Source organism: Clostridium drakei, from assembly GCF_000633595.2.
GTDB classification, from domain to species: Bacteria; Bacillota; Clostridia; order Clostridiales; family Clostridiaceae; genus Clostridium_AM; species Clostridium_AM drakei.
This window is the reverse complement of the sequence record NZ_JIBU02000020.1, coordinates 1-19,330: the sequence shown is the minus strand read 5'-3', so window position 1 is coordinate 19,330 and position 19,330 is coordinate 1. Positions and strand designations below refer to the sequence as shown.

Below are 19,330 nucleotides of genomic sequence, written 5' to 3'. Positions count from 1 at the left end.
TAAACATCGTATAATTTTAATACAATATATTGTTTTTTATATTATTTGGATTTTATCGATGTATATCATATTTTTTCATTTTAGAATATAAAGTTGCTCTAGTTATACCTAAAGTTTTTGCTGTTTTTGTAAGGTTGTGTTGATTTTGATTTAGTGATCTTATTATTTCATTTTTTTCTGATTCTTCTAAAGTATAAAATTTCTTGCTTTCTACACTTAATATTTTATTTGAAGTAATCTCATTTATAGTATTATTTTTTTTACTATCTTCAAAAACCATAGTACTTTCACCATTTAAAAGTACTATGTTTTCAATACAATTTTCTAATTCTCGTACATTTCCAGGCCAATTATAATTTAGCATTTTTTCATATACATTTGCATTGACAATTGGAAGCGGTTTGTTTAATTTTTTTGCCTTTACCTTTAAAAAATGTTCAATAAGCACTGGTAAATCACCTTCTCTTTCCCTAAGTGGTGGGATTTTTATTGGAACAACGCTTAATCTATAGAATAAATCTGCTCTAAATCTTCCTTCTTCAACTTCTTTCTTTAAATTTTTATATGTTGCAGCTATAATTCTTACATCCACAGGAATGATTCTATTTCCTCCAACTCTAGTTATATATCCTTCCTGTAAAACTCTTAAAAGATTGACTTGCATATTAAGAGACATTTCACATATTTCATCCAAAAAAAGAGTACCTCTATTTGCAAGCTCAAATTTACCTGCACAGCCTCCTTTTCTAGCTCCAGTAAAGGAACCATCTTCATATCCAAATAGTTCACTTTCTATGAGACTTTCAGGAATGGCTCCGCAATTAATGGCTATAAATGTATTATTATTTCTAGCACTATAATTGTGAATAGATTGAGCTAAAAGCTCTTTTCCTGTTCCGCTTTCACCTTGAATAAGTACTGTAGATGAAGAATAACTTATTAGCTTAGCATAGTCTATTACTTTTTTGATTTCTTTGCTATGGCCAATAAAATTCTCAAAATTATAAACAGCTTTACCATCACTATATTTATTTGCAAATTTAATTACTTTTTGTATCTTTGTGAAAACAATAACCATACCTCTAAGTTCATTATCAATTTCCATTGGAGTTGCAGATATATTGTATCTTGCCTTTGCAATTTCATTATTTAAAATTACCTCTATATTATTATAAATATTTCCTTTTTTAACTTTTTCAAATATATTAACCCAATCAGGTAATATAATATCTACTTTCTTGTCCACGATATCTTCTTCCTTTATACCTAAAATGCTGCAGGCTTCTTTATTTATAGTTTTCACAATTCCATCTTTATTCATAACATAAACTCCTAGAGAAATGGAATCTACTATTGAATTCATATATTCTGATTTTATTTGATTTTCAATGGATTTTACAGCTGCAACTACAAGACCAAGTGTATGTTGGTGAACTTTTTGTTTATCACCAGTTAAATTAAGTGCTCCAATTACAGTTCCATCTATATCATGAATTGGTGCTGCAGAGCAAGTCCATCTTTGATATGCAGTAGTAAAATGTTCATTTTCAGAAATTTGAATAGGAGTATGTTCTTTTAAAGCAATACTCATTGCATTTGTACCTATACTGTTTTCTGACATATAAGCACCTACTACCATATTCAAATCTAGTGCTTCCTTTACTACATCATCATCTCCTAAAACCTTTAGAATGCAGCATTCACTATCAAGTAAAACTATAAAAAATCCTGATCCCTTTAAAAAATCATATAAGGTTCTCATAAATCGAGAAGCTATATTTAAAAGTTTTTCATTTTTCTTACTATTATTTATAGTTTCTTCTGGATTTAGAACTTTCTTTGGAAATATTCTGCTTTTTTCGATACCATAATCTATTGATCTTTTATGCGAATTTTCAATTATATCTATTTTGTTTTTCTTATTCTCAAGCTTCAATTTAAATATCCTCCCCATGTCAATTTGATTTGATATGCCATGTTTTTTAAAATTTATCTGTTTGCTAATCTAATCTACATGATTTGCAATAAATTTAAATAAATATTCTTTTTTCTGTTTTTTCTGATAATTTTTTAACTATCTCTATCTTTTTTTTTAAGCACATTTCTTTTCCCCATATGTTTATATTATCATGTTCGTTAGATTCTGTCGAAGGGATATTACAGAGGCTGAGAGTTATAATAATTATATGGTAATAAAATTTGCTTATGGATAGATGCTTATTAAAATACTATTTTATAAATAATATAGTAAAATAGAGATAAAGGAAATTAATTAAATTTTGGAGGTAATTATGAGTACAACAATTTATTATTTCACGGGAACAGGAAATTCTTTAAAAGTGGCAAAGGATTTAAGTAGTGCATTAGATGAGGTAAAACTTGTACAAATAAGTAAGAACAATATAGAAGACATAGATAGTGATCTATCTGAGAAAATAGGATTTGTATATCCAGTTTATTTTTTAGGGCTGCCTACAATGTTTAAGAGTTTTTTAGAAAAACTTCAAATCAATAAAGATGCATATATTTTTGCAGTGGCAACTTTTGGATCAGGTAGTGGTATTTCAATTAAGCAAATAGAGAATATACTAAATAAAAAGGGAGCAAAATTGTCTGCAAGTTTTGGTATTGCTATGCCTGGCAGCTATCAGGTTATGTATCCTCCATATTCAGAAGAAAAGCAGCAGCAGCTTTTTAAAAAAGAGGAAGAAGAAATTCTTAAAATTGCTCCAATAATAAAAAATAATCAGGTTGTAGGTAAAAATGGCAATGTGATTGTGAATACTATTGGAGGATTCATATATAAAAGCTTTAAACCCAGTGATAAGGATAAAAACTTTTGGACAGATGACAAGTGTAATGGATGTGGCACATGCTCAAAGATTTGTCCTGCTAATAATATAAAAATTATTGAAGGAAAACCAAAGTGGCAGCATAACTGTGAATTATGTGTTGGATGTATGCAGTGGTGTCCACAGCAATCTATCCAGTATAAGAAAAACACAGTTAAAAGAGGACGATACCATCATCCAGATATAAAGGTTATGGAATTGTTTCAAAAGTATTAAAAAGCACCACTTGGGTTATTATTATTAGAAAAGCATATATTTGATATTGTAGGTATAAGTCATAATTCAGCAGATTAAATAGTTGAATGATTTAATATGAATGAGTTATGTCAAGTAGGTAAAGTAAGAATGCACAATGGAGGAATATAATCGATGAATAATATAAAAATTCCAAAGCATATTGCAATTATGATGGATGGAAACGGACGTTGGGCGAAAAGAAGATTTATGCCTAGAACGTTTGGACATAGACAAGGTGGGAAAACATTAGAAAACATATGTAAAGATACATATGATTTAGGAGTAGAATATTTGACAATCTATGCTTTTTCAACAGAAAATTGGAGGCGTCCGAAAGATGAAGTTGAAGGATTGATGAAATTATTAAAAGAATACTTTAATAAGAGTATTGAAACATCAATAAAAAATAATATGAGAGTAAAGGTAATAGGCAATATAAAAAAACTGGATAATGAATTTCAAAGTTCAATAATTAACTTAGAGAAGGCAACAGCAAATTGTACAGGACTAAAATTTCAACTTGCATTAAATTATGGTGGAAAAGATGAAATTATACGTACAACTCAAAAGATAGTCTTAGAATGTTTAAATAATAAGTTAGATGCTTCATCAATTAACGAAGATTTGTTTGCTTCACATATGGATACAATTGATATTCCTGAACCAGATTTATTTATTAGAACAGGCGGAGAAAAAAGATTATCTAATTTTTTACTTTGGGAAATGGCCTATACGGAATTATATTTTACTGATGTATTATGGCCAGATTTTAAAAAAGATGACTTGAAAAAAGCAATTTATGACTTTTCTAAAAGAGATAGAAGATATGGCAATGTAATTGAGTAATTTAGTAAATATAAGCTGCGACACAACTTTTTCAGAGGACAGAGGACAATTGTCCTCTAAAAAGGTGAGTAATTAATTATTATAAGATTGCACAGAATTATTTCAATCTATAATTATTTTCCTTGCCACGAATTTCTACAGTAAAATTTTTGCACATTTCCAAAATCCTGCTGCCTATGCTTTCATCAAAAGATAAAAGTTTTTCTATAGTAAATTCAGAAGAGATTATTATAGGCAAATTCTTCATGTATCTATAATTTATTATTTCAAAGGTTATATTTATGTCTGATTCAGTAAGCTTGCCTTTATAGAGATCATCTATTATTAAAACCTGTGCTGTTTTGAACTTTCGTGTGCAAGCTTCATAGTATTCTTCATCTAAAATATTTTGTTTTAATTTTAATATTTGTTCTCTATAGGACATGTAAATTACGGGAATGCCCTTTGATAGAAGATTTAAACCTATGGCTATGCTCAGGTGTGACTTCCCGCTGCCAACTTGTCCTAAAAAAGCTATGCTGTTTTTTCTAGTATTTCTTATTTGTTTAAAGCTTCTAAAGTATTTGATAGCAGTATTTTTTGCTTCTTCAGTAACTTCATTATAAGCATTGTAGTTTTTAAAAGTAAGTTTATTTTTTTGAGTTTCTATGCCTGAAAAACTCCACATTCTCTTAAGCTTATCCATTTCTCTGCATTTGCAAAAGGCGATGGTATCTTGAGCATCAGGAGAGTGTTTTATAATATATCCTTTTCCACCACAAATAGGGCAGTTTTCTAAAGCGTCAACTTCAGATGAGTCCTTCCATGTCTCCTTGATACAATTCTGTTGTTTCGTCCTCTCTTTCATATTTTCCAAATTCTTTTTCCTCAGTCTCTGAATTATATCCCCAACTCTTTTCATAGTTTCCCCATGTTCTTCCAAAGCTTTCCCCTCCTTGCAGCTTTTTATAATCATCAAGAAAATCACTGTTAGTTTTAAAGTTATGAAAACCGTAATAACTCTTATGTTTTTTATAATTATTTAAATAATTTATAACTTCATTTTCATCTTTTAAACCTTTATTTTTCCAGCTGTAAAGCACTTTTTCAATATATCTCAAATTTTTGGCATTGCTTTTTAATGCCTGCTTTATGCCAAGAATAATTAAGTCCTTGGAATTAAAGTCCTCCATAAAATTTTTTAGCAGGTCGATTTCATAAGGACTAGCACAGCTTATATTGTCACTGTAAAAACTTACAACATCGGTGAACTCTTCTTCTTCTTTTTTTAAGTAAGTCTCTGTAGTAATCTTTGGTATTGCTTTATTAAAATAGGCATTATCCATTTGACTTTTTGACTCAATGGAAGAATGAGAAAGGTACTTATTGCTGGACTTATTTACATCATCTAAATTTTCATAAGTTTTATCATTGTTGTAATAAATATTTTGATCCATAGAAATTTCATTTGCTTCTAAGTTATCAGGAGCTTCTAGTTTTTTATCATCTTCAGAAGTTTCAGATGAATTTTCACCTGGCCTTCTTTTAGTGTCAATTGTTGAATTAGTACCATCTTCAAAAGAATCACATAAGCTTTCAAGTTTTTCATAATCTATGGTGTACCATTTAGTCTTGTCCATTTTTGATTTATTGAAATTAGAGCTTAGAACAATTCCTGCAGTTTCAAGCTTTTTTATAGCTCTTATTATGGTTCTCTTACATAAAAAGCTTATTTGATTGTGCCAGGCTTCATAGCTGTTATAAATCCAAGGTGTGCCATTTATTATGTGATTGCTTTTTAAAAGCCAGTAGTGGATTTGCTGGAGTATTATACTTTCTGTAATTCCAAAAATCTCTGCAAGTTTAGGTTGAAAGACCATAGTGATTTCATTTTCCAAAAGTACTTTTTTCATAATTAACACCAATCCTTTATTTATATAGTTTGTATTTTTAGTTAATAGGTAAGAGGGAAGAATTAATAGTTAATGTGGATTTTTTTCCGTTACACTACAAAAAATCTTTAATTAAGTTTTTGAAGAATCGTTTTGCTAAAGCAAAACATTGCTGAGCTTTTACTTATATAAATTTAAAGATTTTTGCGGCAGCTAAAAATCATCCTTCACTATTAACTCTTCACTATTAGTTCTTAACTAGAGAAGCTATAAACTATTTGTTTTAGTTTCTCCAGTGCTCTTGCATGTCTTTTCTTTGCAGCTGAATATTTTATATTTTTAAGCTCTGCATATTCCTTTAAAGATTTTTCCTTAAAATAGTGCCAGCATATAATTTCTCTAAAGTTGTCAGGCAGACTTTTTAAAGCTTTTCTTAAAGTTTTTACCTCTTCTTTTAGTAAAATATCCTCTTCCACATTATCAGCACTAAGAAGCATGTCCATGAATTCAGTGTCTTCATCTATAGTATTATTTAAGCTAAATTCAAATTTTTCTCCATTTTTCTTATTTAAATAACTTCTAAGTTCATTGTTTGCAGCATTTTTAATAGCAGTAGCCGCGTAGGTTGTGAAAGCATTTTTATATTCACAGTTATATTTAAATACAGCATTAATTAAAGCTATAGCTTCTATTTGTATTAGATCTTCTATTTCGTACCCATTTATGTAAATAGAACTAGCAGTTTTATACATAAAGCCTTCAAAGTTTTTGATTATGGCTTGAAGAGATGCTTTATCTCCATTTTGGGCCTTTTTTACTAAATCTAGAAGCTGTAATATTATAAGCACCCCCCAATAATACAGGCTACAAATAAGAACAAACTATGTTTCAATTCTAATAAGGATTTAATTTTTTTGTACTCTATTTTTTTACGCATTCTGAAAAATGTGGATCTTACAGTGGAATAATTTATGTTATGAGTTTCAGCAAAATATTTTAGTTCTTCCTTTTTATAAAAAACACATATAAACAACTCAATTTCTGAAGGTTTTAGCTTACGATTTAAATAATCCATTAAATCTTTATTAAATAAAAATTCATTTAAAGCACTATCTTCTTTATAGATAAAATTTTTTTCTACATAGGCTAAATCGTTTTCGTCATCTAAATATTTAATTATAATTTGAGAGTCACAGTTATTTCTAATGGTTTTTCTTAAACAATTTAATATAGTTTCATATATATAACTTTTATAGTTACTTTTATTGTTTCCATTAAAATTCAAAGTTGCTTTAAAAATTGACGTAAATACTTCGCTTTCATAATCATGCCAATATTGGTTCCCATAAGCTTTACCAATCTTTTCATGGTATTTTTTTATAATGAAGCCTTCACAGTATTTGAACAGCTTTTTAAAGGCTTCATCGTCTTTGGACCTTAATCTTTTTAAAAAGTTTTCAAAATCAGTTTCGTAAGTAAGCATATTATTACCTCTCTTTCTTTTTTTACCCTTCAATAGCTTATTTCCAATTTGTGAATAAAATGTTGCATACCTATTTTACTTATTTTTACAGCTTTTTTCTACAATATGCTGAAAAGTTGGCATTATATGAGGATTATTTGAAATTAAGAAAGAAATATAACTGTTTTTAGTGTTGAATTTCTTCTATATAGGTAAAATTATGAGAAAAATATTTCAAAAAAAATTCTGATTGATTTATTTTCAATCAGAATTTTTTGAAGTTGATTATTTTACATCAGGGATCATTTGATTTTTTTTCATTTCTTATCATTTGGTTTATAGCATTGGATAAATTATTTATGCTGCAAGTTAAGTTTTCCATTTTGCTTTCAATTCTTACTAAGAGGTAAGCAGATACCGCAATGGGAAAGCCTACGTTGCCTATTAAATTTACAAGATTCATGTCCATGTTAAAAACCTCCAAGTTAGTATAAATCCATTTAGTGAAGCATTTTCAAAATTTAAATGATAAAGTAGAGAAGAAGCTGTCTTAAATGCTTACTTATGAGCTTTAAGACAGCTCCTTTGTTAGTTATAAATTTGAAATTTTGTCTATTTTACTGCTAGGCTGGAACTATTTCTTTCTACTATGTGGGCTGAATCCTTTGATTTTAAATCCAAACCACCGGATGTAAATATGTTTTTAGCTAATATTACATCCATAGCTGCTTTAACCTCAGCTTCAGTGACATCTTCTTTAACATTATTTAAGGTTATGGAAGATTTTTTGCCTTCCTCATTTAAAAAAGTCATAGATAATGATTTTGCCATATTAATACCCCCTTAGTCTTTTTATTATTTTGGAATAGTTGAGTGTTTAATTTTTGTAGTTTAAGCGTTGGTTATTCCACTCTGGTCTTCTCTTACAAGTTCGTTTAAAGTTTTTCCAAGCAGCTTTTCAAATTCCTTTGCTACATCAAAAATATCCTGGTCTGCTGCTGAAGTTTTCACCTTTGAAAAACTTTGTTTTTTGATTACATCCTTTCCATTTTTGTCTACACCATCCTTGTACTTAAGAATCATTGCAGTTTCAAGCTTTGTTGCTTTTGCAGCCATGCTTATCATCTCCTTTCACTTAATATATAGGTTGAGTTTTTGAAAAGGAGACAGAGATTTTATGTAGTTTAGCAATTTATAGCTACTTTCATAAATAACTACCTCCATTTATTAGAAATTTAATAAGTTAATTTCATCAAACGTGTGTTTGCATGTCGAAAATCTGAGTTTTCTATATTAATAAGTAAAAAATTGAAAATAAAGTAAAAACATTATATAATTAGGGTGTAATATAAGGTGAAAAGGGGGACAAATATGAATTTGAAAAAAAATATAAACAAATATTTAATTAGACTTATTACAATTGTTTTTTGTTCACAGGGGTAGGGTGTTCTGATTCAAGCAGCTCAAGTAATTCAGGTGCTCAACAGAATGCTGTAGCAGCAACGCAAAAACAGGAAGAAACTAAATCACCTATAAAATTAGACAAAGTAGTAGTGACCAAGCATGTTGATGGAGATACTGTTTATGTAAAGCTAGAGGATGGTACTGAAACAAAGGTTAGATTTATAGGCGTTAATACTCCAGAAAGTACAACAAAACATGAGCAATATGGAGAGGAAGCTTCTAACTACACAAAATCTCAACTTTTAGGAAAGACAGTATATCTTGAGAAAGATACAAGTGATACTGATCAGTATGGAAGACTTTTAAGATATGTTTGGTTAGAGCAGCCAAAAGAAATAAACGAAAATGAAATTAGAACTAAAATGTTCAATTCCGTTTTAGCATTAAATGGGTATGCAGAGCAATCTACCTATCCACCAGATGTAAAATATGCTGATTACTTTAAAAAGTTTGCTGCAGAGGCTAGACAAAATAGTAGAGGTCTTTGGGCTATAAATTCTAATGGAACTACCAAAGGTGATGGAATAGCAGCACCAAATACATCAACTAGCAGCAGTAGTACAAGCAATGCAAGTAGTTCTTCAAATAATAGTAGTGCTGCAGTTCAACAGGCTTCAGCACAACAAACAACTCAAAGTAATAATCAAACTGCTACTGTTTATATAACTAGAACAGGGAAAAAATATCATGCTGCAGGTTGTAAGTATTTAAGAAAGAGTCAATCTGCTATAAGTTTAAGTGATGCTAAGGCACAAGGATATGAACCTTGTAGTGTTTGTAATCCACCTCAATAGCAAAACAAATTATTAATAATTTGTTAACGACCCCCGGGGGTCGTTGCGAAGCCTTGGCTGAGCTTGCTTCTAAGAATCCGCTGAAGAAGGTTGCAAGCCCTAAAGCGTTAGTCATTAATTCCATATTTGAAGAAGCCAAGGCACCATCTACAAGTGAATTAGCTGTAACAATTATTAATGCTGGAGCATTGAAGAATAGTTTACTTTTATATGTATTAATTTGATTTTATTAAGAGGAATTTGTATTTGTATGTTGAATATGTTTATTTGCTAAATATATAACAATACAAGTTACATATGGAAATATTATGGAGGAAGTTTAAATGTGCAAATCAACTAATGTGAGTGGATCTATAGCTGGATATTATTATCAAATTTTATTGGCATGCAAAGAATTAACATGTAACATTAATGAGATAGAAGAAGTTGGAATTGAAACTGATGCTGATATAAGAGTAGTTAATTATTTAAAAAAAAAACAATCAATAGAGGCTAAATTTCATAAAGCTAATATGGGTTTATATGATAAGGATATTATAAAAACAATATATAATTTTTATAGATATTCGTCTATGGATGAAAAATTAATATTATCAACCAATGTATCTCCTACTAAAGATTATATTGAGTTTTTTTTAAAGTGGAATAGTGGAAGTTTAGGTATAGAAGAAAAAAAATGTTATGTGATGAAATGTATTATGAGACATTGTAAAAATAGTGTTAAACCATATAGTGATAATTATGAAAAGTATAAGAAAGATGAAAAGAGCCGTTTAAAAGAGGATAAAAAGGAGTCATATTACATAGAGAACTTAGAAGAAACTATATTCTATAATGATAATTTTAAATTGGAAATTTATAAAGAGTATGCTTATGTTGATGAAAAAGTAACATTAGATGATTTTGTAAAAAAATTAATTTTTAATTTTGGAAATGATAGGAGTAAATTAGATTCAATATCAAGATTAAAGAAAGAGATTAAATTAAATTTAAAAAGTATATGTGATAAGCAAAAAAAATATATAGAAGAGAGTGATTATGAAAAAATACAAAATTTAATTATAGATAAATTTTTTGGAATAATTGCTGAAAATTCTGATTTGAATGAGAATCCTAAATTTGATGATATGAAAAAATTTTCTACAAAAGAATTGATGAAGTGTATTGATACATATAAAGAAGAAAAATTACAATGGATTTGTAAAAAGGAAATACAAAATATAATAGAACAAATTGATATTGATGAAACATTTTTTAATAAGTTAGTTAATGATAATGAATTAAGTAAAAAAGAAGAATTAATTGATAAACATAATTTAATTAAGCAAGAATTTTTAAAGAAACTAACTGATAAAAGTTTTTATAAAATTTTTATAGAAACATATACATTAGAATCAGAGGCTTTTGAAAATGACATTATACAAAAAATAATATACCATTTAACAATTATTGCTGTATATGAAAATAAAAAAATAGAAGATATAAGTTTTCTAGAATTTAACAATTCAATTGAAAATATATATATAAAGGATTTAATAAAATACATTTATAAGGTTTGTCCATACCAATATAGAAATATATCTACCAATATGAGAAAGTTTCTACAAGATCTTAAAAATAAGTATGGTGATAAGTACATTAATAATATTAGTAAAGGATTAACGGTTGTATTTAATGCTCAATTTAGGCGTAATAATAGACCATGTGAAAAAAAAACAAAGGAAGTTTTTGGAATTGTAGATGATATAACTACAGCAGATAAAGACACTCTATATAAAAATTATATTATTCATAAAAATATTGATTATAGATGTGATGACTGCATTTTTATAGATGGGACTGATGAAGAAGTAAGAGATAGTCTGAATAAGTTTTTTAATTGTAAGGAGGAAAAGAATAAAAATGGAGTATATAGTGAATAAATTGAATAAATCAGGAATATGTCTTGAAAAGGTTTATATAGAAGATAAAGAATTTTTCATTACAGTTCATGAAGATAGAGTGTTTTTTATTAAAAATATGAATGAAACGGGTCCAGAGTCTTTAATAGATGATAGTGTTTTTATAGCAGATTATATTTCTACGGGTCAATTTGATGAAAAAATTAAAAAAAATCTAAGTTTAAAAGATAAAGAGAAAATTTTTAATAAGTTGAATTTAATATCAATACTATGGGATTTATACATAGTAGGAATTCATTTTTTAGATAATACCAATGAAAATTATAATCAAGAACAGATAAGCAGAATAGAAAGAGACAAGTTTGTAGCTAGAAAAATAGTAGTGGAAGATACCAATAAAGAGAGTATTGTGAATAACTTGATAGATATTTTTCAACCTTCCAAAAGATTAGAAGAAATTATTACAGGTAATGAAAAATTATCAATGAAAGGTGTTTTTGAAAATATATTAAAAATAGATAATTCAAATTCTATAAAGATTGAAAACGTAAATAGTTTAATAGATTTAGGAAAGTATTTAGATGAAATAAAGCTAACTGTAGAAGAGATTGATAAGAAAATAGATGGAGGTGAGTATTTTGAGAATTAAAGAAGTATGTATTAAAAATTTTAGAGGATATGGTGAGAACTTAAATGATCCAGAAGGTTTTTTTAGATTTAAAGATTTGAATAATAGTTTAGTATTATTAAGTGGGTATAATGGATTTGGAAAAACAAGCTTTTTTGATGCTATTGAATGGTGTATAACAGACAGATTAAATAGAATTCAAAACTTGCAAAATATTATGAAACTAGATAATTTAAAAAAAAGTAATTATTTAAAATTTCATAATAAAACAGAGAAAGATGAAAACCGCGTAGTTGAAGTTTCTATTTGTTTTGAAGATGGAATTGTTATTAAAAGAAGTTCAAAATCTAATTCAATTGATGAAGCGGACTATAAATCAGAATTTTTGAGTGACATAAGTCTGCTAAGTGATAAACTATTGTATGATATTGATGAAGACAATTTAGGAGATGTATTTAGAACTAATTTTTTGAGTCAAGAAAATATGAATGGTATATTGCGAGCAAAGGATCCAGCCCAAAGAACAGATGAATTTCTAAAACTTTTAGGACTTGATTCTATTAAAAAAATTTCAGATAAGTCACAAATAAGAAAGTTACCTAGTGTTATAAACAAAATAAGTAAAAAATTAGTTTATATAAATGATAGTAAAAAAGAGTTGGAAGATATATTTGCTAATAATGGATGGGGAAATTTCGAAGAATATAAAGTAAAAGTTAAAGGGATTATTAAGGAAATTGCTCATTTCGAAGAAAAATGCATTTACTTAGATGAGAAAATAATAAAAAAAGAAAGTGATTTTGAATACTATGATGTAAAACAATGTATTAATGAAGTAAATAATTGCATTTTAAAACTTAATATAATTATTAATAAATATATACGGTACAGTAAAATATTAGATTTGCTAGTAGAAGAATTTTTGATAAATAAAATGATAAATTTATATGGAACTATTAAAAGTATTATGTTTTTAAAAGAAAATAACATAAGTGAATTAACTAAGATTAATTATATAGATAAAATTATTTACTATAAAAAAAATTTACGAGTATTAGAAACTGAGTTTGATAAATGTGATGGATATAGAGATTTATGGAATAAATTCCTCAATAAGAGAGAAAAAAATAAAATGACTAATAGGCTTTTAGAAGAATTTATAGATAAATCTAAAGAAACTTTTGAATTTATAAAGTTATTTGGAAAATATTCAAATAACTATGATGAATTAAATGAATTGAAAAAAACCGTTAAACTAAATACATGGAAAAAAATATTAAAAGCAAATCAGAAATATATATTAAATATTTCAAAAATTAATGATACCATTGAATCTGAAAAAGAACTTATAAAAATAAGTTCTGAAATAAACGATAAATATGTAACTATATTATATGATGTTAGAAAATACATAGATGATAAAAATTTAGATTATTGCCCTATATGTTTTAACAATGATTTTTCAAAATATAATAAAGATGACAGTATTTTAAATAACACATCAATAAACAATAAAGAAAAATTGATAAATATAATAGATATTACAGTTAAAGGATCAAATAAAGAAATTGAATTAGCACAGAAAAAATTAGAAGGTAAAATAGAAACATTAAAAAATTTACAAAAAATATATCAAGAAAAGATAGTTTCTAAAGTTTTAAACAATTTTAAAGGAATAAGAAACTTATATAATAGTTATTTTTGTAAAATAGAAATAAAGCTGCAATGGATCATAAATTGTCATAGCAAACATATTAATACATTTGATAATAAAAGTAAAAAAATAGAAAATAGAATAAATGCGTACAAAAAAATTTATAAAATAGTTTTTGATAAAGATTTTAAAGATATTAGTGAAAAAGAAATAGAAAACATACAAACAGAGAATATAGAAGTTATACTTAACAAAATGGAAGAAAATTATAATAAAAAATATGGTATATATGATTTAAATATAGATATATTAAAAGAAAGATTAAATACAATAGAAAAATTACTGGGAAATTATAATGAAGAAAAAAATATGAGTTTACTAAAGAAAAAGATTAATGAATTAAATAAAATTATAAATATTATACAAAAAATAACACCCTATGAATTTATTACAAAAAATAAAGAAATGCTTGAGGAGTATGTAAAATATTCTAAAAAAGAGGACAATCTAAAAACAGATTTAAATGAACTTGAGAAATATAAAACATATATTGATATAATTAATAGAAATTCAATTATATATCAGAGAAAAATGATAGAAGAAAGATTAGATAATAACCCATTAATTCAATTTATATACGAAAAGATTAATCCACATCCTTTTTTTAGAAAAATAAAAATTGATTACAGTAATGCAAGGGGAGGAAACAAATGGATTAATATAATGGATGATAGTAGTGAAAATATATTTTTAGATCATATTTTTAGTTCTGCTCAATTGAATATTTTAGCATTGAGTATATTTTTAGGATTGTCTCTTAATCAAAAAATTAGCAAATTAAAACAGTTTTTCTTAGATGATCCGATTCAGAGTATGGATGATATTAATATTTTAACGTTTATAGATTTATTAAGAGCTATAATAAATTCTAAAAGTATTGATTCAAATATTATTTTGTCTACACATGAAAGCAATTTTGCTAAATTGTTGTCTATTAAAATGAGAAACAATAATGTGAAAATTTTTCAATTTATAGGATATGGAGAGGAAGGTCCTAAAATAAAAGTTCAATAAAATGTAATTATATGATAGTAGTTTGGCATATTAAAAAATATCGAAACACATAATATAAAAAATTATAAATTATAAAAGCTCAAGTCTCATTAAAGCTGAGGTTGAGCTTTTATAATTGAGGAAATTGCACAATTAAAATTTTAAAATTGTGGATAAGTTTACTCAAACTTTTTGAAAAATTTTATAGCAAAGCTAGGTACTACTGTACCTGTGGATGACTTTTGAAATTTTACTTAATATTACACTATATTCTTTAAGTCGTTAGACTTTTGGTTAACTGCAATAGTTCTACTAATTAGAGCCATACAATTTAAAAGAGCAATCATTTTAGCTTTACGTATACCTGATGAACTCAGATTATTTACATTTAAAAATTCTTTTAATCTAGAGTTGCATCTTTCAATTGAGGTTATTTGATTATAAAGATTCTGCCAATATTCAGTGCTTCTATGAGGATAGAAAAAAGTCTATTGTTCTTTTTATAATTTATTTTATGACAATATTCATAGTTAGATGTACTGCACCATGCCATCCCGCAGGGACAGTTAACTTTACCAGTTGCGTGAGAACATCTAAATTTTAAATAATCTCCATATTTTCCTCAATAGGTTAGCAAGGCGAACTTCTGAGGTCGTTGCAGAAACTGGAAGTTTATGTTTGATTTTTGTATTCTCCCATTTCTAAAGGTAGTAAGCTCTGTTTCCAGAGCCCCTATATCAAAAGTACACTTCTACAACATCTAAATATTATTTCCAAGATACATCTGCAGCTTTTCTTGGTACAGTTCTCATATATTTAACTTTTGGATAGCCTATCACCATACAGGTAACAACTTGTTTACCTTCTTTAACCCCAAGGAAGTCCAAAATCTCTTTATTGTCCTGTGCAGCTCTTACGAAAAATCCACTGAAGAAGGTTCCAAGTCCTAAGGCATTAGTCATTAATTCCATATTTGAAGAAGCTAAGGCTCCATCTACAACTGAATTAGCTGTAACAATTATTAATGCTGGAGCATTGAAAAATAGTTTGTCATTGAAATTAGGATTTTCTAAATATTCTTCATACATTTTTAACCATAACTCAGCATATCTCTTATATGCCATAGTCTGAGGAGTTAGATTAGCTAACATAGTTTCTCCTATTTTTTTCAGACTTTTAAGAGTTAAAGCTTTAAGCTCCTGTATTCCTTCTGTTACTACTGTATAAGATACATCCTGCATATTGCTGCCAGTTTGAGTAAATCTTCCTGATTCTATAATTTTAGAAATCTTCTCTTCCTCTACTGGTTTATTTTCAAATTGTCTTATAGTTCTTCTAAACTTAATGAAATTCAATAAACTATCAGGCTGTACTGAAAATTCTTCTTTATTATATTCCTTTACATCTTCCATATTGTATTCATCAGTTGTTATTGCTGATTTAGGGCATACTGCTATACAATGTCCACATTTAAAACAAGTTACATTGTTAATCTTAGCCTTGTTATCAATCATTTCTATGTCCTTTGGAAAACAATCCTTAACACATAATCCACATCCTACACACTTTTCAGTATCTACTTTCATCATATTAACATCTCCACTCACATTTTATTTTTTATTCAATTTTTGCACATACGAAAGTTTTACTTAATATAAACAAAAAAATGTTACACTTGTAACTTATTTGCTTATATAATATAATATCAGAAAAGTATGGTCAATACTTTTAGCTTAAGTGATACATTATAGAAAGGAATGTAACTTTTATGAAAAAAGAAACACAAAACATCACAGCTTTAAAGTCCCAAACGTGGATTACAGAAGCTCTTTTAGCTTTAATGGAAGAAAAAGAATTTAATAAGATTACAATTACAGAAATAATAAAAAAGGCTGACTTAACCCGTCAAGCCTTTTATAGGAACTTTAATACAGAGGAAGAAGTACTTCATGAATATGTAAAAAAATTATATAAAGACTGTTTTGATGAAATAGAACAAATGCCCCAAAAGAATATGTATAAAATATTAGTAACTTATTTTCATTACTGGCATAAAAATAAGGATTTTTTGTTATTAGTAAAAAAAAGTAAGGTGAATCATAAAGTTATGAATTTCTATTATCCCTATATGGGCAAATATTTTGACCAAGCAATTATTAAACTTTATGCTAACTCTGATTTAGAAATATCATATATGAAACATTTTCTATTAGGTGGTTTAGTTCAAGTAAAAGCTCATTGGCTAGAAAATAATTTTATAGAAACTCCAGATCAACTTGCAGAACTTGTATTAAAGTTGATAAATCCTTTAGTTTATGATGTTAAGGAACTATAGAACTATATTTTTTACAAATACTTCTTTATGTAAGAAGGTTTTAGAGAAATTATTTGAAAAGGATGATAAGTATTAAAAATTATTATTCTTAATACAATTTAGGCAAATACCCCATTTGAACCATTGCATTGAAGTATGTTAGAAAACGTTGATTACGTTTTTTAATATCCTCCTCATTTATACCAATAAAAATTATCACTTTTTTCTTTATGCCATCTGGCTATTTCTTCATTTGTCATATCAGAAAATTTTGGTGCTTTATGCTCTTTATCTTTAAAATGTTTCATAATTACAACTGATTTAAAAAGGTTCATACGATCATCATTTAGTGCTATGGGAATAGCATCACATTGTTCTAAAAAAAATTTTTTTATTCCTTTAAATGTATGAGGACATGCAGTTACTAATTTAGCATACATTTCCATAGCTTGGTGGATTTCTTTATCTAATTTATCATCCGATATTTTTATTACTTTGCTAACAATACTAGTTATATTACCATTATTGTATTATTTATTATGAAATAATGAAGTTTTCTTATTTTGCTTCGATATGTTAAATAATACGGTTTAATCAAAAAGAAATAAAAAATGTGAAAGAATTAAAAGGTATTAGCAAATTCGCTGCGCTCATAACTATCCTCGGGGGATGTAAACAAATCGGTAACAATTTGTTTTGCTAAATTGTTGTAGTTTTTGTAAGGGGTCTGACCCCTTACAAGAATTATTGTTGGTGTTGATATTGCAAAAGACAAGCATGTTGCAAGAGCACAGGATTTTAGAGGGAGGTTGTTAAACGGACAATAAAATATGTTTAAAACTAAAAAGAAGAAATTTTGATGGAAAAATTCACAAACCATTTTTAATTCTAATAAACAAGTATTTTGTAATTTTTTTAGTGATTATAATGACTACACTGAATTTTGAAAGTTACAATTGCCTACGGACCTAATGTTGATATGTATTACGCAATATTTAATGCGGGGAGTGATTTGATTTTGAATTTATTTGTAAAATTAAAAGAATATTTTCAAGGAATTAAAATGTTTCAGAGAACACTTATTATGACAGCAGTTTCTTTATTTGTATTAATTAATTTTAATACTGTTTTAACACATGCAGCAACGCTGAGTTTTGCAGTTGAAGACGCAGATTTACAATATACTCAACAATCTTCAAATAGAACTTTATCCGACGGCAAAACAGTTACTTTGTCTGCTTTACCTGGTAATATTCTAGGCTATGACAACAGCCAAGGTGATGGCGGTATATATGTTTATGATGGTGGAGCATCGTCTGGTGTTAATTTAACTATTAGCGTACAAAATGGATACATGTTTGATATTAATTCATTTAACGCTCTGGCATCTGATACAGCGGTTTCATATGTTTTGACCTATGTAGATGGCTCAACCTTTTCAAGTACTCTTAATGGAGTATCAACTAGTGGTTATAGCACTCTTACTCCAGATATAAAGAATGTCAAACAAGTTGTATTAACTTCAGTTGATTATGCCATTTTTCAGGATTTCGATATAAATGTAAAGGCTATACCAACAGCAATAGCAGAAGATATAACAGTAGATGGTACAAAAAACAGTGCAATTACATCAAGAGATGTACTAATAACATTGATAAATGATAAATTATCACAAGATATAAATGAAAATACTGATCTTTCAAGTTGGATAACAAACTTACCATCAGGATTAACAGCAAAAGCTAAGACAACTGCATTAGCAGAAGCTACAGCAGTAACACTAACAATAGCTGGAACACCAACAGCAACATCAAGTGCACCAATGGCAATAACGATACCAGCAGCAAGCTTAAAAAGTGATCTAAGATTAACAGTAGCAACAAATACAAATGCAAAATTTGCAGTAGTAGCGCCAGCACCAGTACCATCAGCAACAGTAGGAAATATAACAGTAGATGGTACACAAAACAGTGCAATTACATCAAGAGATGTATTAATAACATTGACAGACGACACCCTTGCAAGCAATATAACTGCAGGTGATAATTTGGCAAGTTGGATAGCAAACTTACCATCAGGATTAACAGCAACAGCAAAATCAAATGCAGCAGCAGGAGCTACTGCAGTGACAATAACAATAGCAGGAACACCGACAGCAGTATCGAGTGCAGGAATGATAATAACAATACCAGCGGCAAGTTTAACAAGTAATGCAAATTTAACAGTAACAGCAAATACGAATGCAAAATTTGCA

The 19,330-nt window shown here is 27.6% G+C and carries 18 protein-coding genes and 1 pseudogene; 8 read left to right on the top strand and 11 right to left on the bottom strand.

Annotated features, from left to right (window positions below; genetic code table 11):
- Window positions 1–52: 52 nt before the first annotated feature.
- Complete coding sequence (locus EG57_RS0210790; RefSeq protein ID WP_052037852.1) at window positions 53–1,954, bottom strand: sigma-54-dependent Fis family transcriptional regulator; 1,902 nt, start codon at window positions 1,952–1,954, stop codon at window positions 53–55.
- Between the two features lie 337 nt (window positions 1,955–2,291).
- Between EG57_RS0210790 and EG57_RS0210785 the strand changes: the two genes are divergently transcribed.
- Both EG57_RS0210785 and EG57_RS0210780 read left to right on the top strand, forming a co-directional pair.
- A complete protein-coding gene (locus EG57_RS0210785) occupies window positions 2,292–3,068 on the top strand; it encodes an EFR1 family ferrodoxin (protein WP_032077224.1) in 777 nt (258 codons plus the stop codon).
- Between the two features lie 153 nt (window positions 3,069–3,221).
- Window positions 3,222–3,935, top strand: a complete 714-nt coding sequence (locus EG57_RS0210780; protein ID WP_179944824.1) for an isoprenyl transferase — start codon at window positions 3,222–3,224, stop codon at window positions 3,933–3,935.
- A 97-nt stretch (window positions 3,936–4,032) separates the two neighbouring features.
- Here EG57_RS0210780 and EG57_RS0210775 read toward each other — a convergent pair whose 3' ends face one another.
- From EG57_RS0210775 to EG57_RS0210750, 7 genes are all read right to left on the bottom strand, one after another.
- Window positions 4,033–4,782, bottom strand: a complete 750-nt coding sequence (locus EG57_RS0210775) for an ATP-binding protein (RefSeq protein WP_084572215.1) — start codon at window positions 4,780–4,782, stop codon at window positions 4,033–4,035.
- Window positions 4,724–5,827, bottom strand: a complete 1,104-nt coding sequence (locus EG57_RS0210770) for a DnaD domain-containing protein (protein ID WP_032077223.1) — start codon at window positions 5,825–5,827, stop codon at window positions 4,724–4,726. The genes EG57_RS0210775 and EG57_RS0210770 overlap by 59 nt, the downstream gene beginning before the upstream one ends.
- A gap of 233 nt (window positions 5,828–6,060) precedes the next feature.
- Window positions 6,061–6,654 carry a sigma-70 family RNA polymerase sigma factor gene (locus tag EG57_RS0210765; protein ID WP_032077222.1) on the bottom strand — a complete coding sequence of 198 codons (594 nt, stop codon included), beginning with the start codon at window positions 6,652–6,654 and terminating at the stop codon, window positions 6,061–6,063.
- Window positions 6,645–7,289, bottom strand: coding sequence for a sigma-70 RNA polymerase sigma factor region 4 domain-containing protein (locus EG57_RS0210760; RefSeq protein WP_029162188.1), 645 nt, complete (start codon window positions 7,287–7,289; stop codon window positions 6,645–6,647). The genes EG57_RS0210765 and EG57_RS0210760 overlap by 10 nt, the downstream gene beginning before the upstream one ends.
- 274 nt (window positions 7,290–7,563) lie before the next feature.
- Window positions 7,564–7,737 (bottom strand): YvrJ family protein, encoded by a 174-nt coding sequence (locus tag EG57_RS25830; RefSeq protein ID WP_082085024.1) that lies wholly within the window; start codon window positions 7,735–7,737, stop codon window positions 7,564–7,566.
- A gap of 143 nt (window positions 7,738–7,880) precedes the next feature.
- Window positions 7,881–8,099: a DUF2922 domain-containing protein gene (locus EG57_RS0210755; protein ID WP_029162187.1), complete on the bottom strand. Its 219-nt coding sequence runs from the start codon at window positions 8,097–8,099 to the stop codon at window positions 7,881–7,883.
- A gap of 60 nt (window positions 8,100–8,159) precedes the next feature.
- On the bottom strand, window positions 8,160–8,384 hold the full coding sequence (locus tag EG57_RS0210750) for a DUF1659 domain-containing protein (protein ID WP_007060504.1): 225 nt from the start codon (window positions 8,382–8,384) through the stop codon (window positions 8,160–8,162).
- Between the two features lie 311 nt (window positions 8,385–8,695).
- On the opposite strand from EG57_RS0210750, the gene EG57_RS25155 reads away from it, so the two are divergent.
- A complete protein-coding gene (locus tag EG57_RS25155; protein WP_052037850.1) occupies window positions 8,696–9,526 on the top strand; it encodes a thermonuclease family protein in 831 nt (276 codons plus the stop codon).
- A 58-nt stretch (window positions 9,527–9,584) separates the two neighbouring features.
- Here the strand turns inward: EG57_RS25155 and EG57_RS26280 are convergent.
- A pseudogene (locus EG57_RS26280) lies at window positions 9,585–9,728 on the bottom strand (nitroreductase family protein); the annotation flags it as partial.
- Between the two features lie 121 nt (window positions 9,729–9,849).
- Here EG57_RS26280 and EG57_RS0210740 point away from each other — a divergent pair.
- The 3 genes from EG57_RS0210740 to EG57_RS0210730 are packed head-to-tail and all read left to right on the top strand — an operon-like array spanning window position 9,850 to window position 14,783.
- Window positions 9,850–11,448 (top strand): transcriptional regulator, encoded by a 1,599-nt coding sequence (locus tag EG57_RS0210740; protein WP_032077221.1) that lies wholly within the window; start codon window positions 9,850–9,852, stop codon window positions 11,446–11,448.
- Window positions 11,429–12,076 carry an ABC-three component system middle component 1 gene (locus EG57_RS0210735; protein ID WP_032077220.1) on the top strand — a complete coding sequence of 216 codons (648 nt, stop codon included), beginning with the start codon at window positions 11,429–11,431 and terminating at the stop codon, window positions 12,074–12,076. Before EG57_RS0210740 ends, EG57_RS0210735 begins: the two co-directional genes overlap by 20 nt.
- On the top strand, window positions 12,066–14,783 hold the full coding sequence (locus tag EG57_RS0210730; protein ID WP_032077219.1) for an AAA family ATPase: 2,718 nt from the start codon (window positions 12,066–12,068) through the stop codon (window positions 14,781–14,783). Before EG57_RS0210735 ends, EG57_RS0210730 begins: the two co-directional genes overlap by 11 nt.
- Window positions 14,784–15,529: 746 nt before the next feature.
- On the opposite strand, the gene EG57_RS0210725 is transcribed toward EG57_RS0210730, so the two are convergent.
- Window positions 15,530–16,351, bottom strand: coding sequence for a nitroreductase family protein (locus EG57_RS0210725; RefSeq protein ID WP_032077218.1), 822 nt, complete (start codon window positions 16,349–16,351; stop codon window positions 15,530–15,532).
- 179 nt (window positions 16,352–16,530) lie between these two features.
- Between EG57_RS0210725 and EG57_RS0210720 the strand changes: the two genes are divergently transcribed.
- A complete protein-coding gene (locus tag EG57_RS0210720; RefSeq protein WP_032077217.1) occupies window positions 16,531–17,097 on the top strand; it encodes a TetR/AcrR family transcriptional regulator in 567 nt (188 codons plus the stop codon).
- A 173-nt stretch (window positions 17,098–17,270) separates the two neighbouring features.
- Here the strand turns inward: EG57_RS0210720 and EG57_RS0210715 are convergent, their stop codons facing one another.
- Window positions 17,271–17,522 carry a hypothetical protein gene (locus tag EG57_RS0210715; RefSeq protein WP_032077216.1) on the bottom strand — a complete coding sequence of 84 codons (252 nt, stop codon included), beginning with the start codon at window positions 17,520–17,522 and terminating at the stop codon, window positions 17,271–17,273.
- Between the two features lie 572 nt (window positions 17,523–18,094).
- Here EG57_RS0210715 and EG57_RS26275 point away from each other — a divergent pair.
- The coding region (locus EG57_RS26275) for a hypothetical protein (RefSeq protein ID WP_032077215.1) at window positions 18,095–19,330 on the top strand (1,236 nt) is incomplete at its 3' end.